This is a genomic window from Corynebacterium confusum (assembly GCF_030408715.1).
GTDB classification, from domain to species: Bacteria; Actinomycetota; Actinomycetes; order Mycobacteriales; family Mycobacteriaceae; genus Corynebacterium; species Corynebacterium confusum.
Map to the genome: position 1 here is coordinate 1,258,780 of NZ_CP047202.1, position 24,979 is coordinate 1,283,758.

Annotated in this window: 25 protein-coding genes; 10 read left to right on the plus strand and 15 right to left on the minus strand. The window is 65.2% G+C overall.

All coding sequences use genetic code 11. The features are described 5' to 3' along the window. Nucleotides 1-72: 72 nt before the first annotated feature. Both CCONF_RS05880 and CCONF_RS05885 read right to left on the minus strand, forming a co-directional pair. A complete protein-coding gene (locus tag CCONF_RS05880) occupies nt 73-468 on the minus strand; it encodes a YchJ family protein (RefSeq protein WP_435384060.1) in 396 nt (131 codons plus the stop codon). Then, nucleotides 465-1,622, minus strand: a complete 1,158-nt coding sequence (locus CCONF_RS05885; RefSeq protein WP_290221694.1) for a bifunctional alpha/beta hydrolase/OsmC family protein — start codon at nt 1,620-1,622, stop codon at nt 465-467. The genes CCONF_RS05880 and CCONF_RS05885 overlap by 4 nt, the downstream gene beginning before the upstream one ends. Nucleotides 1,623-1,713: 91 nt before the next feature. On the opposite strand from CCONF_RS05885, the gene secA2 reads away from it, so the two are divergent. From secA2 to CCONF_RS05910, 5 genes are all read left to right on the plus strand, one after another. Then, the gene (gene secA2, locus CCONF_RS05890) at nt 1,714-4,011 is read left to right on the plus strand and encodes an accessory Sec system translocase SecA2 (protein ID WP_290221696.1); all 2,298 of its coding nucleotides are present in this window, start codon (nt 1,714-1,716) and stop codon (nt 4,009-4,011) included. Nucleotides 4,012-4,086: 75 nt separating this feature from the next. Further along, nucleotides 4,087-4,521 carry an oxoglutarate dehydrogenase inhibitor Odhl gene (gene odhI / locus CCONF_RS05895; protein WP_290221697.1) on the plus strand — a complete coding sequence of 145 codons (435 nt, stop codon included), beginning with the start codon at nt 4,087-4,089 and terminating at the stop codon, nt 4,519-4,521. Between the two features lie 185 nt (nt 4,522-4,706). Beyond that, nucleotides 4,707-5,438 (plus strand): transcriptional regulator FtsR, encoded by a 732-nt coding sequence (gene ftsR, locus CCONF_RS05900; protein ID WP_290221699.1) that lies wholly within the window; start codon nt 4,707-4,709, stop codon nt 5,436-5,438. Nucleotides 5,439-5,483: 45 nt separating this feature from the next. After that, complete coding sequence (locus CCONF_RS05905) at nt 5,484-6,197, plus strand: bifunctional nuclease family protein (protein ID WP_290221700.1); 714 nt, start codon at nt 5,484-5,486, stop codon at nt 6,195-6,197. A gap of 168 nt (nt 6,198-6,365) precedes the next feature. Next, nucleotides 6,366-6,926 (plus strand): MerR family transcriptional regulator, encoded by a 561-nt coding sequence (locus CCONF_RS05910; RefSeq protein ID WP_290226289.1) that lies wholly within the window; start codon nt 6,366-6,368, stop codon nt 6,924-6,926. A gap of 167 nt (nt 6,927-7,093) precedes the next feature. Here CCONF_RS05910 and CCONF_RS05915 read toward each other — a convergent pair whose 3' ends face one another. The 4 genes from CCONF_RS05915 to gnd all read right to left on the minus strand — a co-directional run bounded on the left by CCONF_RS05915 (nt 7,094) and on the right by gnd (nt 11,793). After that, a complete protein-coding gene (locus CCONF_RS05915) occupies nt 7,094-7,975 on the minus strand; it encodes a VWA domain-containing protein (RefSeq protein WP_290221701.1) in 882 nt (293 codons plus the stop codon). 63 nt (nt 7,976-8,038) lie between these two features. Beyond that, the gene (locus tag CCONF_RS05920) at nt 8,039-8,899 is read right to left on the minus strand and encodes a 3-methyladenine DNA glycosylase (RefSeq protein WP_290221703.1); all 861 of its coding nucleotides are present in this window, start codon (nt 8,897-8,899) and stop codon (nt 8,039-8,041) included. 3 nt (nt 8,900-8,902) lie between these two features. Beyond that, nucleotides 8,903-10,294: a DEAD/DEAH box helicase gene (locus CCONF_RS05925; protein WP_290221705.1), complete on the minus strand. Its 1,392-nt coding sequence runs from the start codon at nt 10,292-10,294 to the stop codon at nt 8,903-8,905. A 38-nt stretch (nt 10,295-10,332) separates the two neighbouring features. Then, entirely contained in the window at nt 10,333-11,793 is a 1,461-nt protein-coding gene (gene gnd / locus CCONF_RS05930; protein ID WP_290221707.1) for an NADP-dependent phosphogluconate dehydrogenase, read from the minus strand. Nucleotides 11,794-11,850: 57 nt separating this feature from the next. Between gnd and CCONF_RS05935 the strand changes: the two genes are divergently transcribed. Further along, nucleotides 11,851-12,324, plus strand: a complete 474-nt coding sequence (locus CCONF_RS05935; RefSeq protein ID WP_290221709.1) for a PaaI family thioesterase — start codon at nt 11,851-11,853, stop codon at nt 12,322-12,324. Here CCONF_RS05935 and CCONF_RS05940 read toward each other — a convergent pair. Then, a complete protein-coding gene (locus CCONF_RS05940) occupies nt 12,321-13,394 on the minus strand; it encodes a magnesium and cobalt transport protein CorA (protein ID WP_290221712.1) in 1,074 nt (357 codons plus the stop codon). The genes CCONF_RS05935 and CCONF_RS05940 overlap by 4 nt on opposite strands. 88 nt (nt 13,395-13,482) lie before the next feature. Between CCONF_RS05940 and CCONF_RS05945 the strand changes: the two genes are divergently transcribed. Next, nucleotides 13,483-14,085, plus strand: a complete 603-nt coding sequence (locus CCONF_RS05945) for a class I SAM-dependent methyltransferase (protein ID WP_290221714.1) — start codon at nt 13,483-13,485, stop codon at nt 14,083-14,085. A 17-nt stretch (nt 14,086-14,102) separates the two neighbouring features. Here the strand turns inward: CCONF_RS05945 and CCONF_RS05950 are convergent, their stop codons facing one another. The 4 genes from CCONF_RS05950 to CCONF_RS05965 all read right to left on the minus strand — a co-directional run bounded on the left by CCONF_RS05950 (nt 14,103) and on the right by CCONF_RS05965 (nt 18,887). Then, a complete protein-coding gene (locus CCONF_RS05950) occupies nt 14,103-15,689 on the minus strand; it encodes a bifunctional hydroxymethylpyrimidine kinase/phosphomethylpyrimidine kinase (protein WP_290221716.1) in 1,587 nt (528 codons plus the stop codon). Nucleotides 15,690-15,779: 90 nt separating this feature from the next. Next, a complete protein-coding gene (gene thiE / locus CCONF_RS05955; RefSeq protein ID WP_290221719.1) occupies nt 15,780-16,421 on the minus strand; it encodes a thiamine phosphate synthase in 642 nt (213 codons plus the stop codon). Continuing rightward, nucleotides 16,418-17,221 carry a hydroxyethylthiazole kinase gene (gene thiM, locus CCONF_RS05960; RefSeq protein WP_290221720.1) on the minus strand — a complete coding sequence of 268 codons (804 nt, stop codon included), beginning with the start codon at nt 17,219-17,221 and terminating at the stop codon, nt 16,418-16,420. The genes thiE and thiM overlap by 4 nt, the downstream gene beginning before the upstream one ends. 310 nt (nt 17,222-17,531) lie before the next feature. Then, nucleotides 17,532-18,887, minus strand: coding sequence for an NAD(P)/FAD-dependent oxidoreductase (locus CCONF_RS05965; RefSeq protein ID WP_290221722.1), 1,356 nt, complete (start codon nt 18,885-18,887; stop codon nt 17,532-17,534). Between the two features lie 245 nt (nt 18,888-19,132). On the opposite strand from CCONF_RS05965, the gene CCONF_RS05970 reads away from it, so the two are divergent. Continuing rightward, a complete protein-coding gene (locus CCONF_RS05970) occupies nt 19,133-20,458 on the plus strand; it encodes a cyclopropane-fatty-acyl-phospholipid synthase family protein (RefSeq protein ID WP_290221724.1) in 1,326 nt (441 codons plus the stop codon). A gap of 90 nt (nt 20,459-20,548) precedes the next feature. Then, on the plus strand, nt 20,549-21,076 hold the full coding sequence (locus tag CCONF_RS05975; protein WP_290221726.1) for an SRPBCC family protein: 528 nt from the start codon (nt 20,549-20,551) through the stop codon (nt 21,074-21,076). Between the two features lie 685 nt (nt 21,077-21,761). Here the strand turns inward: CCONF_RS05975 and CCONF_RS05980 are convergent. The 3 genes from CCONF_RS05980 to CCONF_RS11510 form a co-directional block, all read right to left on the minus strand. After that, a complete protein-coding gene (locus CCONF_RS05980) occupies nt 21,762-21,920 on the minus strand; it encodes a hypothetical protein (protein WP_290221729.1) in 159 nt (52 codons plus the stop codon). A gap of 159 nt (nt 21,921-22,079) precedes the next feature. Beyond that, nucleotides 22,080-22,787 carry a YceI family protein gene (locus CCONF_RS05985; protein ID WP_290221731.1) on the minus strand — a complete coding sequence of 236 codons (708 nt, stop codon included), beginning with the start codon at nt 22,785-22,787 and terminating at the stop codon, nt 22,080-22,082. 6 nt (nt 22,788-22,793) lie between these two features. After that, the gene (locus CCONF_RS11510; protein ID WP_353959488.1) at nt 22,794-22,958 is read right to left on the minus strand and encodes a hypothetical protein; all 165 of its coding nucleotides are present in this window, start codon (nt 22,956-22,958) and stop codon (nt 22,794-22,796) included. Nucleotides 22,959-23,270: 312 nt separating this feature from the next. On the opposite strand from CCONF_RS11510, the gene CCONF_RS05995 reads away from it, so the two are divergent. Then, a complete protein-coding gene (locus tag CCONF_RS05995) occupies nt 23,271-23,651 on the plus strand; it encodes an RNA polymerase-binding protein RbpA (protein ID WP_290221735.1) in 381 nt (126 codons plus the stop codon). A gap of 90 nt (nt 23,652-23,741) precedes the next feature. Here the strand turns inward: CCONF_RS05995 and CCONF_RS06000 are convergent, their stop codons facing one another. Beyond that, nucleotides 23,742-24,914 carry an ABC transporter ATP-binding protein gene (locus CCONF_RS06000; RefSeq protein WP_290221737.1) on the minus strand — a complete coding sequence of 391 codons (1,173 nt, stop codon included), beginning with the start codon at nt 24,912-24,914 and terminating at the stop codon, nt 23,742-23,744. Nucleotides 24,915-24,979 lie beyond the last annotated feature (65 nt).

The window sequence follows — 24,979 nt, forward strand, 5'->3', positions numbered from 1 at the left end:
TTGCGCTCGTCGAATCGCCTGCACATCCGGGGTGAGGGCGGGCGGGAGCTTTGGGGCTAGGGGCCTTGGGGCTTAAGCGCCGGTGGTGTAGATCCACCGGCCGTCGGTGCGGCTGAAACTGGAGCGCTCGCGCTGACTTCCGGTCGCCGCGCCCTTGTAGAAGGCCTCGAACTCAACGATGCCCTTGTCATCCAGGGGTCCACCGGCCACGGTGTCGAGGATGTCGAGCCGATAGAAGCGGACGGAATCATCAGCGAGGTTAAGCTCGCTGGGCCGGGTGAAGGGATCCCAGGTCGCCAGCAGGTAGTCCTCGTTGCCCGTGACGAAGGCGCTAAACCGCGAGCGCATGAGGGTCTCCGCGGTCGGCGCAGGCTTGCCGGCGTGGTACTGGCCGCAGCATTCGCCGAAGGTCAACCCGGTACCGCAGGGGCAGCGGGCGTCATCGGCTAAGGGGCGGTGGATGCTCACTTATCCTCATCCACCAATCGGGCGTTGCTGATGAGCTCGAGGATGTCGGCCTGGCGGGCCGCGGCGAGCAGGGCCTTTTCCTGGCCGGTGTCCAGATCCCCGAAGAGTGTGATGGAACGGGTGAAGTTGGCGCCTTCGCCCTGGTTGACGGTGACGTGGACATCGTCGAGCTTCATGCCGCGGGCGGCTGCCTTGATAGCCTGGGCCGTGCCGGCGGCAACCGCGGACATCAGCAGGCCCTCCGGCGTAAAGCCCTGGCCCTTGCCGCCGTCGGCCTTGAGGCGGTCGGAGGTCACGGAGCGCTCGTTGTGGCGCACGACCACGCCCATCTTGGTGCCGTAGGCCAGGTGGGCCTCGGCGGCATCCGCCGCCACCGCCGGCGGCTGGTTATCGGGGACGATAAACTGCTCGGCCCAGGCGCCGATGAGATCGGCGGCGCGCTGGGCGGCGCCCTGCTTGGTGATGAGGTGGTCGGCCTTGTCTAGGGCGACCAGCGACTTCGGGTAGCGGGTCACTCGGAAGATATTCTGGGCGTTGTCAATGCCAACGGTCTGGTCGATGGGCGAGTGCAGCACCATCAGCGGCTTGCGCAGCTTGCTCAGGTAATCGACAGGGTTGGTCTCCGCGAGGTCCTCCAGGAAGCCGCGCGAAATAGTCAGCGTGCGCCCGCCCAGCACGACGTCGACGGCCCCGTTGGCATCAACCTCACCGATCTTGTCGGCGTAGTGGAGAACGGAGTGGGCCGGGTCAAAGGGCGCACCGATGGTGGCGACGGCGCGCAGGGACGGGATGCCGGTGGCGGCAGCCGCCAGGGAGGCCGCCCCGCCCAGGGAGTGGCCCATGAGCAGCTGCGGGGCGTGGTAGTTGTCTGCCAGCCACTCTGCCGCGGCCTGGATATCGGCGACGTTCTGGTGGAAGGTGGTGTCCGCGAACGCCCCCTCCGACTGGCCCAGGCCGGGGAAATCGAAGCGCAGCGTGGCGATCCCGAAGTCGGTGAGCTTCTTCGAGGTACGGGATGCACCCGGGGTGTGGCGGGAGCCGGCGAAGCAATGGGCAAAGATGGCGAAGGCTTCCGGCGGGGTATCGGGGAAGTCTATAGTCCCGGCCATCTTCAGGCCGGTGGACGACGGTAAGGTGACGTTCACTGATTGCATGCCTATAAGGATAACGAGGCGACTGCGCACGAGCTACTGCGGGTTTATTAGAGTTGAAGGGACCGATGTTCGAGGAGGATGCCACACAACCATGGGCGCATTTGATTGGTTCTGGAAAGCGATGGGCGCGCAGTCTGAGCGCAACGATAAAAAGTCGAAGGCGGTAGTAACGAGCGCGGAAGATTCCGTGGCCCAGCTCCGCGAGCTCGACGACGCGGCGGTGGCCCAGGCCGGCCACGACGCCATCCGAAACGGGGAGGTCGCCGACAAGCCGGCCTTCCTGGCCGCGCTCGCCGTGGCTGCGGAGCGCCGCCTAGACATGTCTCCCTTCAACGTCCAATCCCAGGCCGTGCTGCGTCTGCTGGAGGGCGACGTGATCCAGATGGCCACCGGCGAGGGCAAGACTCTGGTGGGAGCTATGGCCGCCACCGGCTTCGCCCTAACCGGCAAGCGTGTCCACGTGGTCACCGTCAACAACTACCTGGCTGGCCGCGACGCCGAGTGGATGCGCCCGCTCGTCGAGTTCTTCGGCCTGTCCGTGGCCCCGGTGACAGAGAAGATGACCTCCGCCGAGCGCCGCGCCGCCTACCGCAGCGACGTTATCTACGCCCCGGTCAACGAGCTGGGCTTCGACGTCCTACGGGACAACCAGATCACCGCCCGCGAGCAGACGGTGCAGGCCCGTCCCGACGTCGCGCTGGTAGACGAGGCGGACTCCGTGCTCGTCGATGAGGCCCTGGTCCCGCTGGTGCTGGCCGGCTCCGAGCCGGGGCAGGCGCCGACCGGCCAAATCACCGATGTGGTCGGGCACCTGACCGAGAACAAGGATTATATCGTCGCCGAGGACGGCCGCACAGTCTCCCTGACCGACGAGGGGGCCCAGCGCGTTGAAAAGGCCCTGGGCATCGACTCGCTGTATTCGGAAGACAGTATCGGCACCATCCTGGTCAAGGTCAACCTAGCGCTGCATGCCAAGGCGCTGCTCATCCGCGACATCCACTACCTTGTGACCGACGGGCAGCTGCAGCTTATCGATGCCTCCCGCGGCCGCGTCGCCGATCTCCAGCGGTGGCCGGACGGGCTGCAAGCCGCGGTCGAGGCCAAGGAGGGGCTCGAGGTCTCCGAGGGCGGTCGGATTCTCGACACGATCACGCTGCAGGAGCTGATGCGTCGCTACCCGACGGTCTGCGGCATGACCGGTACGGCGGTTGAGGCCACCGACCAGCTGCGACAGTTCTACGACCTGCGGGTCTCGGTCATCGACCGGAACAAACCGTTGATCCGGGAGGACGAACCCGACCGCATCTACTCGACCATCGCGGAAAAGAACCGCGCCATCGTCGGCGAAATCCAGCTCCTCCACTCTGCCGGCCAGCCGATCCTGGTGGGTACGCACGACGTCGCCGAGTCGGAGGCACTTGCCAGCGCCCTCGAGGAGCTGGGCATTCAGGTCAACGTGCTCAACGCGAAAAACGACGCGGAGGAGGCGCGGATCATCGCCGAGGCCGGCGAACGCGGGCGGGTGACCGTGTCCACCCAGATGGCCGGGCGCGGTACGGATATCCGCCTGGGCGGGGCGGACGAGGCCGACCACGACGCGGTCAGTGGGCTGGGCGGCCTGGCCGTCATCGGCACCTCGCGACATCGCAGCTCCCGCCTGGACAACCAGCTGCGCGGCCGTGCCGGCCGCCAAGGAGACCCGGGCCGCAGCGTCATCTTCGTCTCGCTCGAGGACGACGTGGTCCGCCAAGGCGGCGAGGACGAGTCGTTGTTGGCCCGCCCGGATGCGGACGGCCGCATCGAGTCCAAGCGGGTGCGCGATTTCGTGGCCCACTGCCAGCGCGTGACCGAGGCGCAGTTGCTAGAAATCCACGCCCAGACGTGGAAGTACAACCAGCTGTTGGCCGACCAGCGCATCATCATCGACGAGCGCCGCGCCAAGCTGCTCGACACCCCGCAGGCGTGGGAGGAGCTCGCCGCGCGGGCCCCGCAGCGGGCCGCGGAGCTGACCGAGGCCGGCGTGAGCGAGGACGCGCGGGTGCGCGCTGCCCGGGAGATTATGCTCTACCACCTGGACCTGGGCTGGGCCGACCACCTAGAGCACCTCGACGACGTGCGCGAGTCGATCCACCTGCGCGCGATTGCCCGCGAGACGCCCATCGACGAGTACCACCGAATTGCCGTGCGGGAATTCAAGGACCTCGCGCAGCGGGCTGTCGAGCAGGCAGTCGAGACATTCCGCACAATCCCGATCGACGAGGCCGGGGCGCACCTGGCGGACGCCGGTCTCGCGCGCCCGAGTGCCACCTGGACATATATGGTGTCGGATAACCCCCTCGCGGGGGCAGGCAACTCCGCCTTGAGCAGCATAGGTAATCTGTTTAAGTAGAAGGCAGCCCGCGCACCGCGCGAAGTCGCTATTATTGGAATAGTTAATTGAGAGCCACCAACCGGAGGTAAAACAATGAGTGAGAACAACGGCACCTCGGAGCCGCAGGTCGAGACTACCTCGGTCTTCCGCGCTGACCTGCTGAAGGAAATGGAAAACGGCGCGGCGGCAACCTCGGAATCCGGCGCCACCGGTGCGGACCAGCTGCCCGAGGGGCAGGCCTTGTTGGTGGTTAAGCGCGGCCCGAACGCGGGCGCCCGCTTCCTGCTGGACCAGGACACCACGACCGCCGGCCGCCACCCGGAGGCCGACATCTTCTTGGACGACGTCACGGTCTCCCGTAAGCACGCCGAGTTCCGCAAGCAGGACGGCCAGTTCGAGGTCGTCGATGTGGGATCGCTTAACGGCACCTACGTCAACCGCGAGCCGCGCAACAGCCAGGTGCTCGAGGTAGGCGACGAGATCCAGATCGGCAAGTTCCGCCTAGTTTTCATTGCTAACCAGGACTAGTACCCGGACCACCGTCGGGACTCAGTCCACACCGCGCAGGCGTTAGGCTCCCGGGCCACAGCTGGGGAGCTTCCGCAGCGCCGGCTTGTAGTGTCACGCAGAGCGCACCGCTTCCGCGGCCCAGAAGACGGCTGTGAACGCGTGGTATCAACCGTTTATTTTAGGGAATTGGCGAGTAAGGCACAGTGAGCGCAGTACCAAAGAACACCCAAGCAGCAGGACAAGCTGCCAAGAAGGCGAAGACCATGTCTATCGGCGTGGTCTTGGGGAAGCTGAACCAGGAATTTCCCGAGGTCACCGTCTCCAAGATCCGATTTTTGGAGGCCGAGGGGCTCATCACGCCGCAGCGTACCGCCTCCGGCTACCGCCGCTTCACCAATGACGACGTCGAGCGCCTGCGCTACATCCTGACCACTCAGCGGGACAACTACACCCCGCTGAAGGTCATCCGCCAGCAGCTCGAGGCCATGGACTCGGGCGAGGTGACCGCGATCGTCAGCGCGGGCCAGACCGAAACCCTGGTCAGCCCGGACAAGTTCCGCGCCCCGGTTGTTACCCGTCTGACCGACGGGGACATCGCCTCGCAGGCCGGCTCCGATCAGAAGACGGTGGCTCACCTGGTCAAGCTGGGCCTGCTCGCGCCGGATGAGTCCGGGTTTTTCACGGCTGACGATGTCGCCGTGGTCCAGTCGGTCGAGGCGCTGCGCGCCTTCGGCCTGGACGACCGCCAGTTCAAGAGCCTGCGCAACAACGCTCGCCGGCAGGCAGACCTGATCTCCCAGGTCACCAGCCCGGTAGCAAACTCGAAGTCGGATACCGCCACGCTGCGGGCGGAAGAAATGTCGCAGCAGATGACCGCGCTGGTGGTTTCCTTGCACGCCACCTTGGTCAAGACGGATCTGCGCAAAGAGTTTTAGTCGATTGGCGCCGCTTTAAGGGCGGCGCGGAGACAAGGAGGTCGCGTGGCCCGGATAGCCCTAGAGTTTTTGGGCATTCACATGCTCGAGCCGGAGGAATTCCTCTGTGCATTGTTCCGCTGGAATGCGGGGGAGCGGGTCGTGCCGGTGTGGATGTCGCCCATCGACGGCGCCCGCGTGGTCGCGCACCTGGGCGGTGCGCAAAGCCGCCGGCCGGGTACCCACGAGCTACTCATCGACGTCCTGGCCGAGCAGGGCGGGCTGGAATCCGCCGTCGTGACCAGCTACCACGAGGGAGTTTTCATCCTCGAGCTGACCACTGGCGACGGCGCTGTCTTGGACGCGCGCATGTCGGACGCGCTCATCCTGGCTGATCACTTCGATGTCCCCATTGAGATCGAGGAAGAAGAGCTCAACCAGGTAGCGGTCTTTGTGTCTCCGGAAGATCTGCAACACTACGTGGGGGTGGAGGACACTACCCCCGCCGGGGAGGCCGGCGACGACCTGGGTGATGCCGCGGATCAGCCGGATTCGGCCTCCGGCGACGCCCAGGCCGACGCGGATTTCTCCGCAATGATGCAGGAGCTGGGCATGACGGAGGAGGATTTTCAGGCACTGGACCCGGACGATTTCTGCGAGTCCGGGCGGGATTCCGCCGGTGAGCGGCCTGAAACCACTGAGACTCCTGCGTCAGATGATGTTCAAGATAATGATGTGACACCTGATGAAGATGGGGAAGAGGGGGCTGAGGGTTCCTAAGCAACAGATGTGAACTATGGTGCTCTCGAGTTGTGGGAAAGTCTAAAGTTAAACTCGAGGTTTAAGTTTCGGCGTGTTACGCCAGATAACGCTTGACTCTTGCCTAGGCTTGACTTTAAATAAAGCATTAGGGCTTCCCCCAAACTTCAATGGAGTAATTACGTGAGCATCCAAGAAGACATCTACGCACACGAGGGCAACGGGACTTATGTTCAGGAGTCCCTGTTCGACCTCGGCCCGGACGAGCAGGTCGGCTACCGCGTACCGATCGCCTGTCAGGTCGCCGGCATCACCTACCGCCAGCTCGACTATTGGGCGCGCACCAACCTGGTCAACCCGTCCATCCGCACCGCCCGCGGCTCCGGCTCCCAGCGCCTGTACTCCTTTCGCGACGTGTTGGTCCTCAAGATCGTCAAGCGCCTGCTGGACACCGGCATCTCGCTGCAGAACATCCGCCTGGCAGTGGACTCCCTGCGCGACCGCGGCGTCAACGACCTGGCTGAGCTGACCTTGGTCTCCGACGGCAAGACCGTCTACGAGTGCCGCTCTAACGACGAGGTCATCGACCTACTCTCCGGCGGTCAGGGCGTGTTCGGCATCGCCGTCCCGGGCATCATGAAGGAACTGTCCGGCACCATCTCTTCCTTCCCGTCCGAGCGCATCGACAACGAGGCCAACGTCGTCGGCCTCGACGAGCTGGCCGCCCGCCGCCAGCGCAAGTCCTCCTAGAACGCTCGCTCAAGGCCTGACACTCCCGGGCTAATTCGCAGGCTCCCCAGCCGTCGCTCACGCGGCCGGGGAGCCTTTTGCTGTGTCTACAGGCCCTCTGGGGCGGAGGCGCCACCAAGAGCTAAGAAGAGCGGTACTTGAACTGCGCTGTGTGGCGTTCTGGCTGACTACTTGACGCCGGCAGCGGTGCTGATGGCCTCGTTGACGGCAGCACCGTCGTCGGCGCGGTCGACGGTGTCGAAGTAGTCCGCGGCGTCCTCCAAGGCCTTGTCGACCTCGCCGTCGCCCAGGTGCACGACGGAGATTTCCACGTTACTGTCCTTGGCGCCGGCCAGCTGGGCGGCGAAGTCCTCGTCGGAGAGCGAGTCGTCGGTGCCGGTGGTCACCAGCACGACGCGGGCGGGGGCGTTGGATTCGCGGGCGTAGTCGGCGGCGTTGTTGACCGCGGCGACGATTGCGGCGCGGGTCTGCGGCACGCCGCCGGTGCCGAAGTTGTTGACCACGCCGGCGGTCTCGCCGCCGTCGGTGAAACCGAGGTTCTGGCGGTAGCCGACGGTAGCCGTCGCGGAGATCGGGGAGGAGTAGTTCCACAGGGACACGGCCTTGTCCTCGCCGCCGACGCCGTCGGCAGCCGCGGCCACCCCACCGGCCGCAGCGTCGAAGTACGGCGCCATCTGATCGGAAGTATCCAGAAGGAAGAGAGTGGACTCCGCGGCACCCGGGGCGGCAGCGCCGGCGGCCGCGGCGGCAGCGCCGGCGGCCGCGGCGGTGGAGGAGGCCGCGCTCTCCGAAGCGGGGGCCGAGGATTCCTCGGAGCTCGGCGCCTGGCTGGCGTCCTTGTCCGCGCCGGCGGCGGGCTTGTCGGTAGCGGTCTCTTCGGCTGCCTGCGTGGTTTCCTGGGCGGTCGTGTCGGTGCCGTCGCCGTTGTCGTCGTTGCCAGTAAACAAGTAGATGATTAGGCCGAGCACCACCAGAATGGCTATGGCAATGACGGCGATGAGCCATCCGGCGATAGCGAAGTTGTTCTTGTCGTTGGCGTGGCGGGCCATATCGTCTTCCTCACTTGTGGTGCTTGCGGGGCCGTGACGCCAGGTAAAAATGACCGGGCGTGCTTAGCTGCCCAGTCTAGTGGCTTGGGCCTGCTCGATGAGTCCGACAAGCCGTTGGCGGATGGGTTCGGCCCGCTGGGCCAGCGCGCGCTGCCGGTGCACGTACTCGCCCTTGCCCTCCGGGGTTTCGATGGCGACGACGCCAAAACCCCAGGCGCGGCAGTCATACGGCGAGGCCTCCATGTCCAACACTCGGGCATCGACGGCCAGATCCAACGCGTCCAGGAAGACCTCGCCGGGGACCAAGGGCCCAAGCTTCCACGCCCACTTGTAGAGGTCCATCGTCACGTGCACGCAGCCGGCCTGGTCGTTGTTCGGCTGCTGCTGGCGGTTCAGCGGCCGGATATTGAGAGGTCTGGCCGGGGGAGTAAAGAAGCGGAAGGCGTCGTAATGGCTGCATTTTAGCCGGTGGGACTCCACCACGGCGTTCGTACCGTCGGCGCCCAGCCGCAGGGGTAGATCGTGGCGCGGGGAATCGGTGCGGTAGACCATCGCCCACTCGTGCAGGCCGAAGCAATCGAAGTTAACCGGGTTGCGTGCCGACTGAGTAAGCAGGCGGTGGGTATAGTCCACGGAGTCGCCCCGGCGGGCCCAGAACGCCTCGAGATCGAGCCCGACCGTCCCGTCCTCGGCACGGTGGTAGTCCCGCCACTCGGCGTGCGGCGGGTCACCCGCCAGCCGGGTGCCGACCCCGGGGTGCCAGGCGCGCAGGTGGCTGGGGCGGACCGGATAGTACTGGAAAAGGAAGTCGTAGACCGGATGGTAGCTGCCCGGGTGGCGGAACCGCGCCATGCGGTCATCCGCCCGTGCCTCATGGGCAGCGAGTAGTTCCTGCCACTGTTGCGGGGCTAGGACATCGGCCATGGTCTACTTCCTCCTCGGGTTCTTTCTATCGGCGCCGGTGCGCTTCTTCGTCCGGGTGGAGCCGGCGGCCTTCTTCCGGCCCCGGTTGCCACTCCGGGTGCCGCTACCGCGGCGCGGGCGCGGCTTCTTGGTGCCGGGCTGGCGCTCAGCGGAGCGCTTACGGGCCTTGCCCGAGCCTTCTTGCGGCTGCTGGCCCGGCGGGGGCAGGGGAGTGCCGGGCGGGTTGGTGGCCCCGGTGAGATCTACCAGGCGCGGGTCGTGGGCGGGATCCGCGGAGTCGGAGAGATCGATGACCGTGGCGCCCACCCCAGCTTTGCGGAGCAGCTGGGTGATTTCGTCGCGCTGCTGCTCCATGCCCAGGGTGACCACGGTACCGGACTCACCGCCCCGGGCGGTGCGCCCGGCCCGGTGGAGATAGGCCTTGTGCTCGGCGGGCGGATCGACGTGGACTACCAAGGACACACCGCTGATGTCGATGCCGCGGGCGGCGATGTCGGTGGCCACCAACACCGGCACGCTGCCGTCGCGGAAGCCCTCGATGGCCCGCGTGCGCGCACCCTGGCTCTTGTCACCGTGCAGCGGCAGGGCGTTGATTCCGTTGCGGCGCAGCTTCTTGGTCTGGCTGTCCACGCCGTGCTTGGTACGCATGAACATGATGGTCTTACCGGCACGGGCGGCGATGGTCAGCACGACGTCGTTGCGCTGGGGCCGCTCGCCCACGTAGAAGACGTAGTGCTCCATGGTGTCCACGGCGGCTTCCGCCGGCGCGGTGGAGCGCTCAACCGGCGAGTCCAAGAAGGTGGTCACGACCTCTTCGACGGCGGCGTCCAGGGTGGCTGAAAACAGCAGGCGCTGCCCGTCCGCCGGGGTCAGGGCTAGAAGCTTTTTCACTTGCGGCAAAAAGCCCATGTCGGCCATCTGGTCGGCCTCGTCCAGCGTGGTGATCTCCACCTGGGACAGATCCAGGTAGCCCTGGTTGATCAGATCCTGGGCGCGGCCCGGGGTCGCGACCAAGACGTCGACCGGGCGGGCCAGCTGCCGGATGTGATTGTTGATGTTGACGCCGCCGACCACCGCGAGGGTGCGTAGGTTGAGGCTGGCCGCTAGGCCGTCGAGGCGCTCCTGGATCTGGGTAGCCAGCTCCCGGGTCGGCGCCAAGATGAGCCCGCGGGGCTTGCCCGGCCGGGATACGCCCGTGCCGCCTAGGCGGGCCAGCATCGGCAACCCGAAGCCCAAGGTCTTGCCGGAGCCGGTCGGGGCACGCCCCAGCAGGTCCTTGCCCGCGAGCACGTCGGGGATGGTGGCCGACTGGATAGGGAAGGGGCTGTCCATTCCCTGCTGGGCCAGGGTGTCGACGAGGGCGCGGGGTAAGCCGAGATCGGCGAAAGTAGTCATAAGGTGCTTTAGTCTAGCACCGCAGGACTACCAGACGACTAGTCCCACTGACTCAGGCTGCGATCACCGGACCACTCGAGGTGGTAGGTGCCTGGCTTGTCGGTGCGCTGGAAGGTGTGGGCGCCGAAGTAGTCGCGCTGCCCCTGGATCAGCGCGGCCGGCAGGCGCTCGGCCCGCAGGGAGTCGTAGTAGGACAGGGAGGAGGCGAAGACCGGTACCGGCAGGCCCAGCTGGGTCGCGGCGACGACCACACGGCGCCAGGCCGAGATGAGCTTGCCCAGCTCGTCCTGGAAGTACGGCGCCAGGATGAGCGCAGGCAGCTGGGGGTCGGCGTCGTAGGCCTCGCGGATGCGGTCCAGGAACTTCGCGCGGATGATGCAGCCGCCGCGCCAGATGGTGGCCAGGTCCCGCGGGTCGACGTCCCAGTTGTGCTCGGCGGAGCCGGCCTTGATCTCGTCGAAGCCCTGGGAGTAGGCGATGAGCTTGGAGGCGTAGAGCGCGCGGCGCACGTCCTCGATAAACTCGGCGCGGTCAAGGTCCAGCGACTCGAAGGTGGCCTCGGTGCCGGCCGGCAGGCTTGCCTGTTGGGCGGCGGCGCGCTGCGCGGTGGAGGAGGACAGCGCGCGGGCGAAGACGGCCTCGGCGATGCCGGTGATCGGCACGCCCAGCTCCAGGCCGTTGATGGCGGTCCAGCGGCCGGTGCCCTTCTGGCCGGCGGCGTCCACGATGACGTCGACCAGGGGCTTGCCGGTTTCCGGATCGTCCTGGGCCAGGACCTCGGCGGTGATCTCAATCAGGTAGGAGTCCAGATCGCCGGAGTTCCACTCACGGAAGGTCTCGGCGACTTCGTGCGGGCTCAGGCCGGCGCCGTAGCGCAGCAGCTGGTAGGCCTCGCCGATGACCTGCATGTCGGCGTACTCGATGCCGTTGTGCACCATCTTGACGAAGTGGCCGGCGCCGTCCGGACCGATGTGGGTCACGCACGGGGTGCCGTCGACGTTGGCGGCGATGGACTCCAGGATGGGGCCCAGGGTTTCCCAGGACTCGGCCGGGCCGCCCGGCATGATGGACGGGCCGTTGAGGGCGCCTTCCTCGCCGCCGGAGATGCCGGCGCCGACGAAGTGGCGGCCGCGGGCCGCTACCTCCTGCTCGCGGCGGATGGTGTCGGTGTAGTTGGCGTTGCCGCCATCGATGATGATGTCGCCGTCATCCATGGCGCTGGCCAGCTGGTCGATGACGGCGTCGGTAGCCGCGCCGGCCTTGACCATGATGATGGCCTTGCGGGGCCGTTCCAAGGAGGCCACGAAGTCTTCAATGGTCTCGGAGGCGATGAAGCTGCCTTCACCCGCGTGCTCGTCCATGAAGGCGCGAGTCTTTTCCGGGCTGCGGTTGTACACGGCCACGGTATTGCCATTGTGGGCGAAGTTGCGGGCGAGGTTAGACCCCATCACGGCGAGGCCAACGACACCAATCTGGGCGAGATCCTTAGGTTCAGTCATGCCGCCTAGATTACCGCATAGGCCATCGGCACAGCCGAAAGACTAGATTGGGAAGACATGAGTGCTAGCGGAGAACCCCTAAACCCGACCCACGAGCTAGAACAGTTGCTCTATTCGGCCCACGAGACCGCCCTGGACGACTCCCAGCTGGCGACCATCAATCGGCAGCTGACCGGCCTCGACGCCACCCTGGGGATCACCTATACGGCCATCAGCAACGGCGAAGTGCGCGCTACCATGGCCGTTGACGCCCGCCACCACCAGCCGTGGGGCGTGGCCAACGGGGGCGTGTACGCCTGCTTGACCGAGTCGGTCGCCTCTGTAGCCGGCGTGGTCGCCGCGCGTCGGCCCGTCGTCGGCGTCAATAACAACACCGACTTCCTGCGCCCGGCCAGCTCCGGGACGTTGACCGCCACGGCCACCCCGCTGCACCTGGGCCGGCGCACCCAGCTGTGGGGCGTGGACATTTGCGACGAGCAGGGCCGGCTGATGGCCCGCTCCCAGCTGCGGACGATGCCGCTGGGCGGCTAGAGCCAGTTGTTTCGGCGGAACCACCAGAACATCAGCGCCACAATGCCGACCATGACCAACAGCGCGATGGGGTAGCCGTACTCGGTGTGCAGCTCCGGCATGTGGTCGAAGTTCATGCCGTAGATACCGGCGACCATCGTGGGGGCGGCGGCCATGCCGACCACCGCGGAGATGGTGCGCATGTCGGAGTTTTGTTGCATGGAAACCTTCGCCACCGAGGCATCGATTAGCGAAGTAAGGCGCTCATCGAAGGAGGCAACCTCGTCGCGGACCACCAGCTCGTGGTCGTTGACGTCGCGCAGGTAGGAACGGATCTTTTTGGGGATCAGATCCTTGTGGTCGTTGACCATGGCCTGCAACGCCGTGGACAGGGGCGCGACGGCGTGCTTCATCTCCAGGATCTCACGCTTGAACATGTAGATGCGGTCGATGTTGAACTGCGCGCCCGGGGTGAATACCTCTTCCTCGACCTCGTCGACCTCGGTCTCCAACAGGGTGGTGATCTCCTTGTAGCGGTCCACCATCATGTCCAGGACCTTCCAGGCCAGCGCGATGGGGCCGAGCTCGACCAGGTCCTGCTCGTCGTTGATGCAGTGGGCCAGGTTCGGCAGCTTGGCGCTGTGGCGTACGGTGATGAGGAAGTCGTAGGCCACGATCATCTGGATCTCGCCGGTGGTAATGATCTGACGCTTGTCCTTGACCTCGTCGTGGTCGCGGTAATTGACCGAGCGGGCCACCACGAAGAGCTGATCGTCGTAACGCTCCAGCTTGGGGCGCTGGTGGGCCTGGACCGTGTCCTCCACGATCAACTCGTGGATATTGAACTCGCTGGCTACCCGGGTCATCTGGCCTTCGTACGGCTCGTGCATGCCAACCCAGATGAAACCACGTCCGTATTCGCGGAGGGCTTCTTGCGCTGAGCGCGGGGTGTACTCACCTGGTAAGGCCTCGCCATCGACGAAGACGCGGCAGTGCTCGATTGCCTCTTCGACGGGGACCTTGAACTGGGTGACCTCGGGTTGCGACAGCTTTTTCTTGCGGGGCCGAAGCGGGTTGGGCACATTTGCCATGGCGGCCTCCTCCTCGTGGTCGGGCAGTGGTAGCCGCACAGTGCGGCGAATAAAGTGTAGCGCGAAACCGCGCCCTATAATGAAACCTATGCCTACGTGGAAAGAACTGACGACAGCCAACCCCGAACATTCCCACAACTATGCGCGGCGTTGGAAGCTCATGCAGGCCCAGGGCAAAGACATCAACGGCGAAGCTCGCCTCATTGATGCCATGGCCGAACGCGAATCCAGGATCCTCGACGCCGGTTGCGGCACCGGCCGCGTCGGCGGCGAGCTGGTCCGCCGCGGCCACGACGTCCTGGGCGTCGACGTCGACCCCGTGCTCATCGAGCACGCGGAGCACGACTTCCCGGAGGGTCGCTGGGTGGTAGGGGACCTCTCTGCCGAGGAAATCCCCGAAACCGGCTTCGATCTGGCCGTCTCCGCGGGCAACGTGATGGGCTTTCTGGCGCCGGAGGGCCGGGAGCCCGCACTACGCCACATCTTCGAGGCGCTGCGCCCCGGCGGCCGCCTGGTGACCGGCTTTGGCGCCGGCCGCGGCTGGGAATTCGCCGATTTCATCGCCCAGGCCGAGCAGGTCGGTTTCCGCGTGGACAACCAGTTCAGTTCCTGGGACCTCAAGCCCTTCGGCCCGAACTCGGCCTTCCTGGTCGCCGTCTTGACCCGCCCGGGCGCCGACCTCATCCAGTAGCGGTTATACCGCCCCGGCTAGAAGCGCCGGTCGGCTTGGTCGAAGAAGGCCAGCTCGGCCAGACTGGCGCGGTAGAAGGCGTCGAAGGCGCGTTGGCGCTGGTCCTCGGTGGCCTCCTCCAGGGCGTCCTCGACCATCTGCAGGGCGTGTTGGGTGCCTTCCACGAAGTCGGGGCCCGAGTACATCTGCAGCCACGCATGGAAGGGGTGATCCGCGCGATCCTGTGCCAGCAGGTGCCGTCCGACCTCGGCATAGAGCCAGTAGCACGGCAGCACGGCCGCGGCGGCGACCGCGTAATCCTCGGTATAGGCCGTGGCCACCAGGAAATCCGTGTAGGCGCTGGTGACCGCGGAGGGGCGGACGGTAGTTTCCCCGCCAAGCCAGTCACGGTGTAGCTCGGATTCGGCAACTAGGACCTCGGCCGCCCCGGCGGCCCAGAACTGGCGATCCTGGGGGTCTCGAGCGAGCGCGCCGAGCCGCCCCAGGGCAGTCGAGTAGTGGCGCAGATAGATCGCGTCCTGAGCGAGGTAGAAGCTGAAATCATCCGCGTCCAGGGTGCCGTCGCCCAAGCGGCTGATAAACGGCAGGGCGAGCAGTTCTTTCCACAAACCCAGAGTGCTCGCCCAGAGCGCCGCCGTATGCGGTCCGGCCGCCGGGATGGACGGCTGCGGAGCGGGCTGGGATTCCGCCGCGGCATAGGCGGCGGCAAGGTCTACGCCGGGCACCGGCTCGGCGCTCGCCGCCCGGGCCAGGCGGCGCTGCCGATGCCCGTGGTCGACCGGCCCGTGGCCGCGGCCTACCGCCAGGGCGTCGGCGGTGGCGATCGCCTCGTGCAGCCAGCGGGTAGACCACTCCAGCCCCGCGGCGAGCCCCTCGCCTTGACCCAGCCGGGTGGCCAGCGCCGAGGACAAGGAGCAGCCGGTCCCGTGTGTGTTCTTGGTCGCCACCCGCGGACACGACACGCGGTGGATAAGGCCGGTGCCATCGACCACGGCGTTATCCGCGCGGTTGTCGCGCAGATGCCCGCCCTTGACGATGACCGTGGTCCCGGTCCGCTGCGCCCAGCCCTGGGCCATGGCCACCGCCTGGTCCACGTCGGTGGCTTCCTCCTCGGGGCTCAGTGCGCAGAGGACCGCCAGCTCCTTCAGGTTGGGAGTGACGCAATCGACCTGGCCCGCCAGATCGAGGATCGCGGCTTCTGCTTCCTTTTCCAACAGGCGATCCCCGGAGGTAGCGACCATGACGGGATCCAGGACGACCGGCGTGCCGTTCAGCGTGGCGATGAATTCGCGGACGATGTCGATGATCTCCGGGTTGCTGAGCATGCCAATCTTTACCGCGTCGATGTCCACGTCGGCGGCCACGGAGGCCAGCTGGTCGCGCAACACCTGCGCCGGCGGGGTGAAGATGGAGTCGACGCCCTGGGTGTTCTGCGAGACGATAGCGGTGGTCACCGCCATGCCGTAGCCGCCCGCGGCGCTGATCGCCTTGAGATCGGCGTGCAGGCCCGCCCCGCCGGTCGGATCGGTCCCGGCGATAGACAGGACGCGGGCAACGGGCAGCGGCTGGGTACACCTAGTACCAAGCGGGTAGACGTGAGTCATGGTTGTACTCCTATCGAGCAATCAATTAAGCGCAGCATCCAGCACTAGGGCGTGCAGAAGCCGTGCGCAGTGCGGCAGAGGGCGGAATGACTAATGGCGAAAGGCGGCGACGAGTTCGCTCGCGGCGGAGGCCGGGTCCTCAGCGGCCATGATGGCGGAGACCACGCAGACGCCGGCGAAGGCGCTGCCTTTCAGCTCGGCGACGTTGTGGGCCTTCAGCCCGCCGATGGCTACGGCGGGCATGCCGGCAGCGGCGGCGCGGCCGGCCAGGCGCGCCGCCGCCTCGACCCCGATACCGGCGGGCGCGTTGGCCTTGGTAGCGGTGCTAAAGACAGGGCCGATGCCGAGAACGTCCGGGCGGGCAGCTCCCGTGGCGCTGAGTGCGGCGTCGAGCTCCTCTTCGGAGCCAACCGATAACCCCACCAGGGCATCGTCGGCCAGCAGCGCGCGTGCCTCAGCGACGCTGTGATCGTCCTGGCCGACGTGGAGGTGGCAGCCGAGCTCAGCGGCCAGCTCCACCCGGTCATTGATAAACAGCGGGACTTTACCTAGCTGTTCCTGCAGGCGGCGGGCATAGAGGAGCAGCTCGGCGTCGCTGGCGTCCTTGTCCCGCAGCTGCACCACGGTGGCACCGCCGCGGCAGGCGGCCACGGCGATGTCGGCGACGTTGTCCCGGCCGCCGGCTAGCCCCGGGTCGGTGACGAGGTAGAGGCTCCAGTCGATCGGGCTCATGGCAGTTCCACGGGCTGAAGGGCACTGTAGGTGATCAAATCCTCCGGGCCCAGGTCGTAGAGGGCGTCCATCCAGGCGACGGCGAAGCTGCCGGGCGACTGGGCCTGTTGGTAGGCCAGGGAGCCGGCCACGGACACGTGGGCGTGCGCGGCGATGACCGCGGCGAGCGGCGGCTGGCCCGTGCCCAGGTAGGCGGCGGTGATAGCGCCCAGGCTGCAGCCGGTGCCGATGACCCGCTGGAGTAGCGGCACGCCACCGGCGAGTTCCCAGGCCTCGTCCTGGGTGACGAGCACGTCCTTCTCGCCGGAGATAGCCACCACGCCGCCGGTGCGCTTCGTTAGCGCCTGGGCTGCGGGCAGGGCGGCGGTCGCCGTGTCGGTGGCATCGACGCCGCGGCCGCCCTCGCCCAGCTGCGCCAGGGCAATGATCTCGGAGGCGTTGCCGCGGATGGCCGCGGGCTTTGAGTCGACTACTGAGCGGGCAAATTCCGTGCGGGTGGATAGGCCGCCGGCGGCAACCGGGTCGAGCACCCACGTGTTTCCGGCCTCGTTGGCACCGGCGATTGCCTCGCGCATGCCCTCATACTGGGCCGCGGATGGGGTGCCGATATTGATGAGGATGCCGTTGGCCAGGCGCGCGAACTCGCGGGATTCCTGCGGAGTATCGCACATGGCGGGGCTGGCGCCGATCGCCAGCAGGGCATTGGCGGTGACGTTCGTGACGACGGTATTGGTCAAGCACTGGACCAAGGGATTGCGCTCGCGCACGGCGGCAAGAGCAGCGCATACTGCTTCCTTCACAACACTTTCCTTCGCTAGTTCTAACTAAGAGCAGGTTCCATGGGTATGTTCTCAGCCGGAATCAGTCCTTCCGGCACCCCAATGTTGTGCCGTCCACCCTAACAGAGTCGGACCCGGAATTTTTCTGGTTTGAGGGAAAACACCCCCAACGGGGAACGCGACTAAGGCCAGTTCAGGCTCCACAGAACACAGCTACGGGCCGCTAGGGACAAAAAGAGCCCCGCCGCAGCACGCGCTGGCGGTGAAACCAGCGCACACTTGCGGCGGGGTTAAGGTGCAGGTGCTCGGCGGCACCGCACGCGGGGGCTCTTTAGGCCTCGGAATCCTTCGTCTTCTTGGCCAGCGCGTTGCGGGCGGTGCGCATCTGCTCGGTGATGGCGAGGTTACCGCGGTCGCGGGTAAACGCGTTGGAGATCCAGTTGATGAAGGTGACGAAGCGGTTGCGCATGCCGACCAGGTAGGTCGCGTGCAGCGCCAGCCAGCCCAACCAGGCGAAGATGCCGGTGAACTCGACCTTGCCCATCTTCACCACGGCGTTGAAGCGGGAGATGATCGCCATGGAGCCCTTGTCGAAGTAGTCGAAAGGTTCTTTCTCGTTGGCGGTGGACTCCTCGTCGACCTTGGCGTCGATGAGGCGGCCAACGTGGGTACCGCCCTGCATAGCGACCTGGGCCAAGCCCGGCAGCTTGTTCAGGTTGATCATGTCACCGATGACGTAGACGTTGGAGTACTCGCCCACGGTCAGGTCCTCGTTGACGGAGACGCGGCCAGCCCGGTCGGTCTCGACGCCGGCCTGGTCGGCGACCATCTTGCCCAGCGGGGAAGCGGACACACCGGCGGACCAGATCTTGGTGGCACCGGTCAGGGTGGTCTCGGAGTCATCCTTGGTGTTCTTGTAGGTGACGGTGTCCTGGTCGACGTTGGTGACCATAGCGTTCAGGCGGACGTCGACGCCGAGCTTTTCCAGCGTGCGCTGGGCCTTGCGGCCGAGGCGCTTGCCGAAAGGCGGCAGCACCTGGGGAGCGCCGTCCAGCAGGTAGATCTTGGCCGAGGACGGGCCGTAGGTGGAGAAGGCGTCGGTGAAGGTACGGTTAGCCAGCTCAGCAATCTGGCCGGTCAGCTCCACACCGGTCGGGCCAGCACCGACGATGATGAAGGTCAGCAGGCGCTCGCGCTCAGCCGGATCCTCGGTGAGCTCGGCCTGCTCGAACGCGGAGACGATGCGGGAGCGCAGCTCCAGAGCGTCGTCGATGGTCTTCATGCCCGGGGCAAACTCGGCGAAGTGGTCGTTGCCGAAGTAGGACTGGCTGGAACCAGCTGCCACGACCAGGGAGTCAAAGCCGTAGGTGCGGTGGAAGTTATCGTTTTCCGCGGTCACCGTCTGGTTTTCCAGGTCGATGTTGGTGACGGTGGCGTTGACAAAGTTCGCGTTCTGCTGCCCGCGCAGCATCTGGCGGGTGGACGGGGCGATCTCGGAAGCGGAGATCATGCCGGTAGCCACCTGGTAGAGCATCGGCTGGAACAGGTGGTGGTTCTTCTTGTCGATGATGGTGATATCGACTTCCGTGCCTTTAAGCTGCTTTACGGCGTTGATGCCGCCGAAGCCAGCGCCAATAACGACGACGTGGTGACGTCCTCCATTGGGGCGGTAAGGGGTTGCTGACATGTAGATGACTACCTTCCTAAATGCTTGAACTAAGTACCTACCGTTGAACATTGTAAACGCTACTCGCCGGAACAGATAGTTTCACCCCGATATAAACCAGAGGTCTCGGCATGGCACCCGGGCCGCGGGTGGTTTCGGCATTAATCTAGGAACGATCGGACTGAACGCGAGGCCGCCTACACAGCGTTTTTGCCCCACGTGGCGCGTGGTGTGCGGGCGGCGTCAGGATTGGACTTTTGAAGGAAATGGCCTTGGAGCATACTGCGGCTATCGATGCCGAGCAATGGCCAGGCGTAGCCCGCGTTCCCAGCGGCCGCCTGCTAGGCCTGCGGGCCCGTCACGCGGAGGCTGATTTTGCCCGCGCCTGTGACCGCGCGGGGCTGGTCCTCGATGCCGAGGACCCGGAAGAACTGGACCTCAAGGTCGAATACGACTCGTTGTTCGCGCGGATTGCGAGTTCCGGCTGGCTGGGCTTGGCCGAGTCCTACCTGGCCGGGGAGTGGACCACGCCCAACTCGGACAAGCTGGTCCACGTGCTTACCCGGCTGGTGCAGTGCGGATATTCCCCGAAAACACCCACCGCGCCGGTGGCCGCGTACGAAGGCGGGGAGATCCCCCAGGAGCTGCTGGCACTCTACGCCGGCGATAGTGTGAGCCACCAGGGCGGAATCTTTGCCACCGGGGTGCCGACCACCACCCGCCAGACCATAGATCGCCAAGGCAAGCCCGTCGATACCGAGCAGAACAACCGCCGCGGGTTGCCGGCCGGCGCGCATTTCGTCGATGTGACCACCATGACGGAGCCGCAGGCAGTCGACCGCGAGGATCTCAAGTCCGCCCAGACGCGCGCGGCGAACTGGCTGCTCGATGCCACCGGCGTCCGCTCCGGCTCGCATTGCCTAGTCTTTCCTTCCTCCGGCGCTCGCGCCGCGGTGGAGGCAGCCGGGCGGAAAGCGACCGTTGATCTGCTCTCCGCCGATCCGGACAGCATGCGGCCGCTGGAGGAGTTCTTCCTACTAGAGGGCGCGGAGGACTCCGTGCACTGCCAACTTATCGATGCCCCGATCCCGGGACCCCGCCAATGGCGCGGCCGCTACGATTCAATCATTAGCGTCGAACTTTTCGAGGCGCTGACCCCGCGGCAGCGCGCCGACTATACCGGCACCCTGGCGCGGCTGCTTATCAGTGGGGGAAAGGCGGCCGTCCAGTCCTTGGTCGCCACCGAGAACATGACGCCGGCTGCCCGCTCAGCGTGCCAGGTGCTGCGCGCCTATATCTGGCCGGGTCTTGAGTACCCGACCGCGGCTGACGTGCACAAGGCCTTTGAGAAGAACGGCCACCTGCGGATCATCGGGGAGACCCACGCCGGTTCGCATTACCGCGAATCCATCACGCAGCAGCGCTCGTTCTTCTCCGGGCGCCTGCGGGAGGCGGCCGCGGCCGGTTTCGACCCCGTCTACCGCCGGCTCTGGATGTTCCAATTCGCCCTCCGCGAAGCCCTCCTGAAGGCGGAGATGCTCGACTCGGTCCAGTTCGTCGCCACGCACCGCAGCCGCGGCGGGCAGCGCTAGCTCGCGGCCACCTATTGTTTACCCTTTAACGGGGTAGGCTGTCCGCACCTAGTTGCGCGCGGGCCTTAATGGCCAGCTAGGCTAAGATAAATGAGTCAAGAACTGGATTTTTACGACCCGACAGGGGAGATCGAGGACGCCGACGGCGGCCCGGAACTAGTGATTGAGCGGGAATTTCACCAGGGCCCGTCCGTGATCTGGGGCTACCTGACGGACACCAAGGATCTGGGTCGTTGGCACGGGGAGTGGACCAAGGAGTCCGACAGCCCCGAGGGCCACCCGTGCTACTTGGTCGACCACGTCGGCCGCACCAAGGATGTCCACATCAAGGTCACCGAGAAGGTGAAGCCGGAATATCTGCGCTTTGAGGTCAGCTTCGCCAACCGCCCGAACGCCTGGATGGATCTGCGCCTGACCGACACATCGGAAGGCTCCGAGCTCGAGCTGCGCCACGGACTGGCCGGCCTCGAGGACCGCGCGGAGTTCATCGGACCGATGTGGGAGTTCCTGCTGGACCGCCTCATGGCCGCAGTCTCCGGCGACGACCCGGACATCCTGGAATGGGAAAGCTATTACCCGAACCAGGCCGAGTACTACACGCTCGACAGCAACCAGTAGGCAAACCACTTGGGCGAATGCGTGCCGCAAGCCGCCGGCACGCAAGACCGCCGTTTGTAGAAATGGCGGGGAGTGGCCCGGAACTAAAATGACATAATGTACATTATCGGCCAATAACGCATATCGGGCGTTTAGCAAGGCTATCCTAGTTTAGCTCTATGACCTTTCGAACGACGGTCGTTTGTTGTGACTCTCAGCTAGACACTCGGCCATCGGATGTTTAACGACTCTGTTGCCGATATGCGGCGGCCAGCCGATACTGCTCGCCACGCGCTGGCACACGTAAGCTCTCTCAGTGTCACCGCGCCGACGACCGCGTCGTGACACTCGACGCCGCCGATGCTCCTGTGGCGCTCGTTGGCTCGGCTAATCCATACGCCACCGAATCTGCGACGCCGGGCCCTACGGGCGTCCCCGTATTTCACAGAACCCAGGCGGCAGCTCTCTTAGCACCTAAGCTCTCGTGGACGATCTCGGTCTCGCGACCTTTTCCGCACGAGATCCGGAGATCTAGACCGCTTCACCCCTAGGGGAAGCTCGCCCTATTTACGTCACTGTGACTTTAACAGGAGGATATCCGGGGCGGGCCGGCCGATCACTCTGTCGGCGCTGGATCCGATTTCATGCCTGGGAAGCCTTCGGCATGCCTCCGGCAGATCTCCTGGGGCACAGTATGGCGGGCGCGCTACTTTTCCTTCTTGTTCTGGTAGGCCTGCTGGAGTTGCCAGCCGGTCAGGCCGGCTAGCACGATGGCGATGACCATGACGAGCCACATCTTCTGCGTGGCCACGAAGATAGCGAAGCCGAGGACCACCACGAGGCGGAACCATAGCATTGGAATCATGCGTTCGGTCAACATTGTGGGCCCCCTCGTTCCCATGTGGCGCCCGTACCTTATGCGGCGGGCTCTGACTGCGGTCGATGTATTGGGTTAAGTGGCGAAGAGCGGAGCCGTATCCGCGCAGTTGCTAGTTAGCAACTAGTACTTAGTTTGCGAAAGGAACTAATCCTGCCTCTCGAAAGAGATGAGGATGTTCACGTCGCCCTCCTCGGCCACCTTGGCGGCCAGGAACTCCGGGGTCTTCACGTTGTAGTCAAGGCGGTTGATCGGGATGGTACCGCCGATGACTAGGTGCTCGCCGTCGCGGAGGACGTCGAAGTCCTGCTTGATTTCCTGGGTAGCGTCCTTGATGGTCAGCTCCCCTTCCATGGTGACCTTCCCCTTGGTGCCGTCTTCCGGCACGCCAGACAGGTCTACCGGCGCCGTCAGCTTGAAGAAGGATTCGGGGAATTTATCGGTTTCGAAGAGCTTGGACTTCATGTTCTGGTCGCGCACCTTCTTATCAGTGGTCAACTCCCCCATAAGCACCTTGATTGAGCCCTCGGTCACCTCCTGGTCGGTGACCTCGATCTCGCCGTCGACGGCCGTAGTCGAGCCCGAGGTCAGGCGGCGCTCTGCCGGTAGCACCTCGTTGAAGCTAAAGCCCACGGAGGTAAAATTCGGGGCGGTTCCGTCGCCGACGCGCCACTGGCCGTTGACGTCGGTGCTAGCCTCCTTCGCCCGGGAGTCATCGAGCGGCTCGGTGGTCACTCCGGGGCCAGCGATCATCGAGTAGATCAGCGGGCCTAGCCCCACGATGGTCAGCCCGATAATGAGGATTACGAAGACGCTGATGACCAGAGTCCGGTTGTAGAAAAGCTTCTTTAGCATGGCGTTTTACCTTAACTCCTCTAGGTGGCGGGCCAAGGCCACCATCTCCTCGCATAACTGGCTGATTTCGCTGACTTCGGCACCCTCCTGGACGGCGGTCTGGATATCCTGCGCCCCGCAGCGCAGCTCGAACAAGCCATCGGCAAGTTCGGCCGCGCTCTTGGGCGACATGATAATCGCGTCCTCCGGGATTGTAGTCCCCGAGACCGCGTTGCGCTGCTCGTAAGCGCGCTGCTTGCAGGCCGCGCTGCAAAACTTCCGGGGTCGCCCCCTGCCGTTTTGGTCCATTTCCTTATTGCACCACTGACAAGTGATCTTTGTGCGGGAATGAGCCGAAGTACGCATCACGGTAATCCACCTTAGCTCATTAACCCCTACCTGGGAACAATCACACCGCGCTCTTCGTTATAATGTTAGGACTGGACGCGGGAATAGTAATCTCCCCGCACCTTCATAGGTAAATTTAGTAAAGGATGATGTTGCATGGCAGATCGCGTACTCCGTGGCAGCCGAATGGGCGCCGTTAGCTACGAAACAGATCGCGACCACGACCTTGCGCCCCGCCAGATGGTGAAGTACCGCACCGAAGACGGCGACATTTACGAGGTCCCCTTTGCCGATGACGCAGAAATCCCCGAGGAGTGGCTGTGCAAGAACGGCAAGGTAGGCACCTTGGTCGAGGGTGAGGGCGTGGAGGCCAAGCCGGCTAAGCCGCCGCGCACCCACTGGGACATGCTGTGCGAACGCCGCTCCCTGGACGAGCTGGACGAGCTCCTCGAAGAACGCATCCAGCAGCTGCGCAAGCGCCGTCGTTCCGCTGCCCGCCTGTTGCGTGAACAGCAGGAAAAGAAGGATAAGAAGTAGCTCCTCGCCCGGGCGAGCACTCCCCGAGCTGTAGAAAAACCGCCTTCCACTGAGCTAGAAGGGCTCAGGGCCGGCGGTTTTTCTTTTCATCTATTTCACGGTGGCCGCGCTATTGATGCGCTTACCCGTAGTCACGCTGAAGCAGTGCAATTGGTTGTGGTCCACGGTGGCCACGACCCGGCTGCCCTTTTCCGGCGCGGTCCGGGGCTTGGCGCGCATGACCAGCTCATTGCCCGTAGGCGAGGCGGCCTCCTCTGTCGTGGCCCCCGAGCTGAGCTCACTGCCGCCCGGGATCTGGCCGTAGAGGTAGGAATCCGCGCCGAGTTCCTCGACCAGTTCCAGGTCGAACGGGATAAAGGCGCTGCGGGAGGCCTGCTCATCGCCCTCCGCGACCAACTGCAGGGCCTCCGGGCGCACGCCCAAGATGACCTGTTTCTCGCCGGCACCAGCCAGGGCCTGGGCGGCATCATCAGGCAGCTGGATCCAGGCCTCGCCAGAGGACGCGCGGCCTTGGGCGTCGACGGTGAACCGGCCCAGGTTCATGGCCGGAGAGCCGATGAAGCCGGCCACGAAGGTGGTCTGCGGGTCCTCGTAGAGCTCACGCGGGGTGCCGACCTGCTCGAGCACGCCGCCGTTGAGGACGGCGATGCGGTTGCCCATAGTCAGCGCCTCCGTCTGATCGTGGGTGACGTAGACGGTGGTCACACCGAGGTGGCGCTGCAGGGCCGCGATCTGGGTGCGCGTTTGCACGCGCAGCTTGGCGTCCAGGTTGGACAAAGGCTCGTCCATGAGGAAGACCTGGGGGCTGCGCACGATGGCGCGCCCCATGGCCACGCGCTGGCGCTGGCCGCCGGAGAGAGCCTTCGGTTTCCGATCCAGCAGATCGACCAAGCCCAGGGTCTGGGCGGCCTCGTCGACGCGGCGGTTGTTCTCTTCCTTCGACTCCCCGGCCAGCTTCAGGGCAAAGCCCATGTTGTCGCGCACGCTCATGTGCGGATAGAGAGCGTAGTTCTGAAAGACCATCGCGATATCGCGCTCGCGCGGGTCGAGGCTGGTGACATCCTTATCACCGATGAAGATGCTGCCCGAGGTGACCTCCTCAAGGCCCGCCAACATTCGTAGCGTGGTCGATTTGCCGCAGCCCGACGGGCCGACCAGGACGAGGAACTCGCCATCGGCGATCTCCAAGTCGAAGTCGTCCACGGACGGCGCTTGTGCGCCCGGGTAGGTCAAACTGGCGTGTTTAAAGCTCACGGTAGCCATGGTGTCTCCTCCATCGGCAGGTACGTGCCGAACGATCCGAGTGGAAAATAACTTTTGACTAGACT

Bases quoted from the DNA above. Each gene is read 5' to 3' on its own strand.
- CCONF_RS05975 (WP_290221726.1), top strand. From the start codon at position 20,549: ATGAGTCAAGAACTGGATTTTTACGACCCGACAGGGGAGATCGAGGAC.
- CCONF_RS05985 (WP_290221731.1), bottom strand. From the start codon at position 22,787: ATGCTAAAGAAGCTTTTCTACAACCGGACTCTGGTCATCAGCGTCTTC.
- CCONF_RS06000 (WP_290221737.1), bottom strand. From the start codon at position 24,914: ATGGCTACCGTGAGCTTTAAACACGCCAGTTTGACCTACCCGGGCGCA.
- CCONF_RS05980 (WP_290221729.1), bottom strand. From the start codon at position 21,920: ATGATTCCAATGCTATGGTTCCGCCTCGTGGTGGTCCTCGGCTTCGCT.
- CCONF_RS05925 (WP_290221705.1), bottom strand. From the start codon at position 10,294: ATGACTACTTTCGCCGATCTCGGCTTACCCCGCGCCCTCGTCGACACC.
- CCONF_RS05920 (WP_290221703.1), bottom strand. From the start codon at position 8,899: ATGGCCGATGTCCTAGCCCCGCAACAGTGGCAGGAACTACTCGCTGCC.
- CCONF_RS05885 (WP_290221694.1), bottom strand. From the start codon at position 1,622: ATGCAATCAGTGAACGTCACCTTACCGTCGTCCACCGGCCTGAAGATG.
- CCONF_RS05970 (WP_290221724.1), top strand. From the start codon at position 19,133: ATGGCCTTGGAGCATACTGCGGCTATCGATGCCGAGCAATGGCCAGGC.
- CCONF_RS05915 (WP_290221701.1), bottom strand. From the start codon at position 7,975: ATGGCCCGCCACGCCAACGACAAGAACAACTTCGCTATCGCCGGATGG.
- odhI (WP_290221697.1), top strand. From the start codon at position 4,087: ATGAGTGAGAACAACGGCACCTCGGAGCCGCAGGTCGAGACTACCTCG.
- CCONF_RS05935 (WP_290221709.1), top strand. From the start codon at position 11,851: ATGAGTGCTAGCGGAGAACCCCTAAACCCGACCCACGAGCTAGAACAG.
- thiE (WP_290221719.1), bottom strand. From the start codon at position 16,421: ATGAGCCCGATCGACTGGAGCCTCTACCTCGTCACCGACCCGGGGCTA.
- CCONF_RS05965 (WP_290221722.1), bottom strand. From the start codon at position 18,887: ATGTCAGCAACCCCTTACCGCCCCAATGGAGGACGTCACCACGTCGTC.
- CCONF_RS05945 (WP_290221714.1), top strand. From the start codon at position 13,483: ATGCCTACGTGGAAAGAACTGACGACAGCCAACCCCGAACATTCCCAC.
- CCONF_RS11510 (WP_353959488.1), bottom strand. From the start codon at position 22,958: ATGTCGCCCAAGAGCGCGGCCGAACTTGCCGATGGCTTGTTCGAGCTG.
- CCONF_RS05940 (WP_290221712.1), bottom strand. From the start codon at position 13,394: ATGGCAAATGTGCCCAACCCGCTTCGGCCCCGCAAGAAAAAGCTGTCG.
- gnd (WP_290221707.1), bottom strand. From the start codon at position 11,793: ATGACTGAACCTAAGGATCTCGCCCAGATTGGTGTCGTTGGCCTCGCC.
- secA2 (WP_290221696.1), top strand. From the start codon at position 1,714: ATGGGCGCATTTGATTGGTTCTGGAAAGCGATGGGCGCGCAGTCTGAG.
- CCONF_RS05950 (WP_290221716.1), bottom strand. From the start codon at position 15,689: ATGACTCACGTCTACCCGCTTGGTACTAGGTGTACCCAGCCGCTGCCC.
- CCONF_RS05995 (WP_290221735.1), top strand. From the start codon at position 23,271: ATGGCAGATCGCGTACTCCGTGGCAGCCGAATGGGCGCCGTTAGCTAC.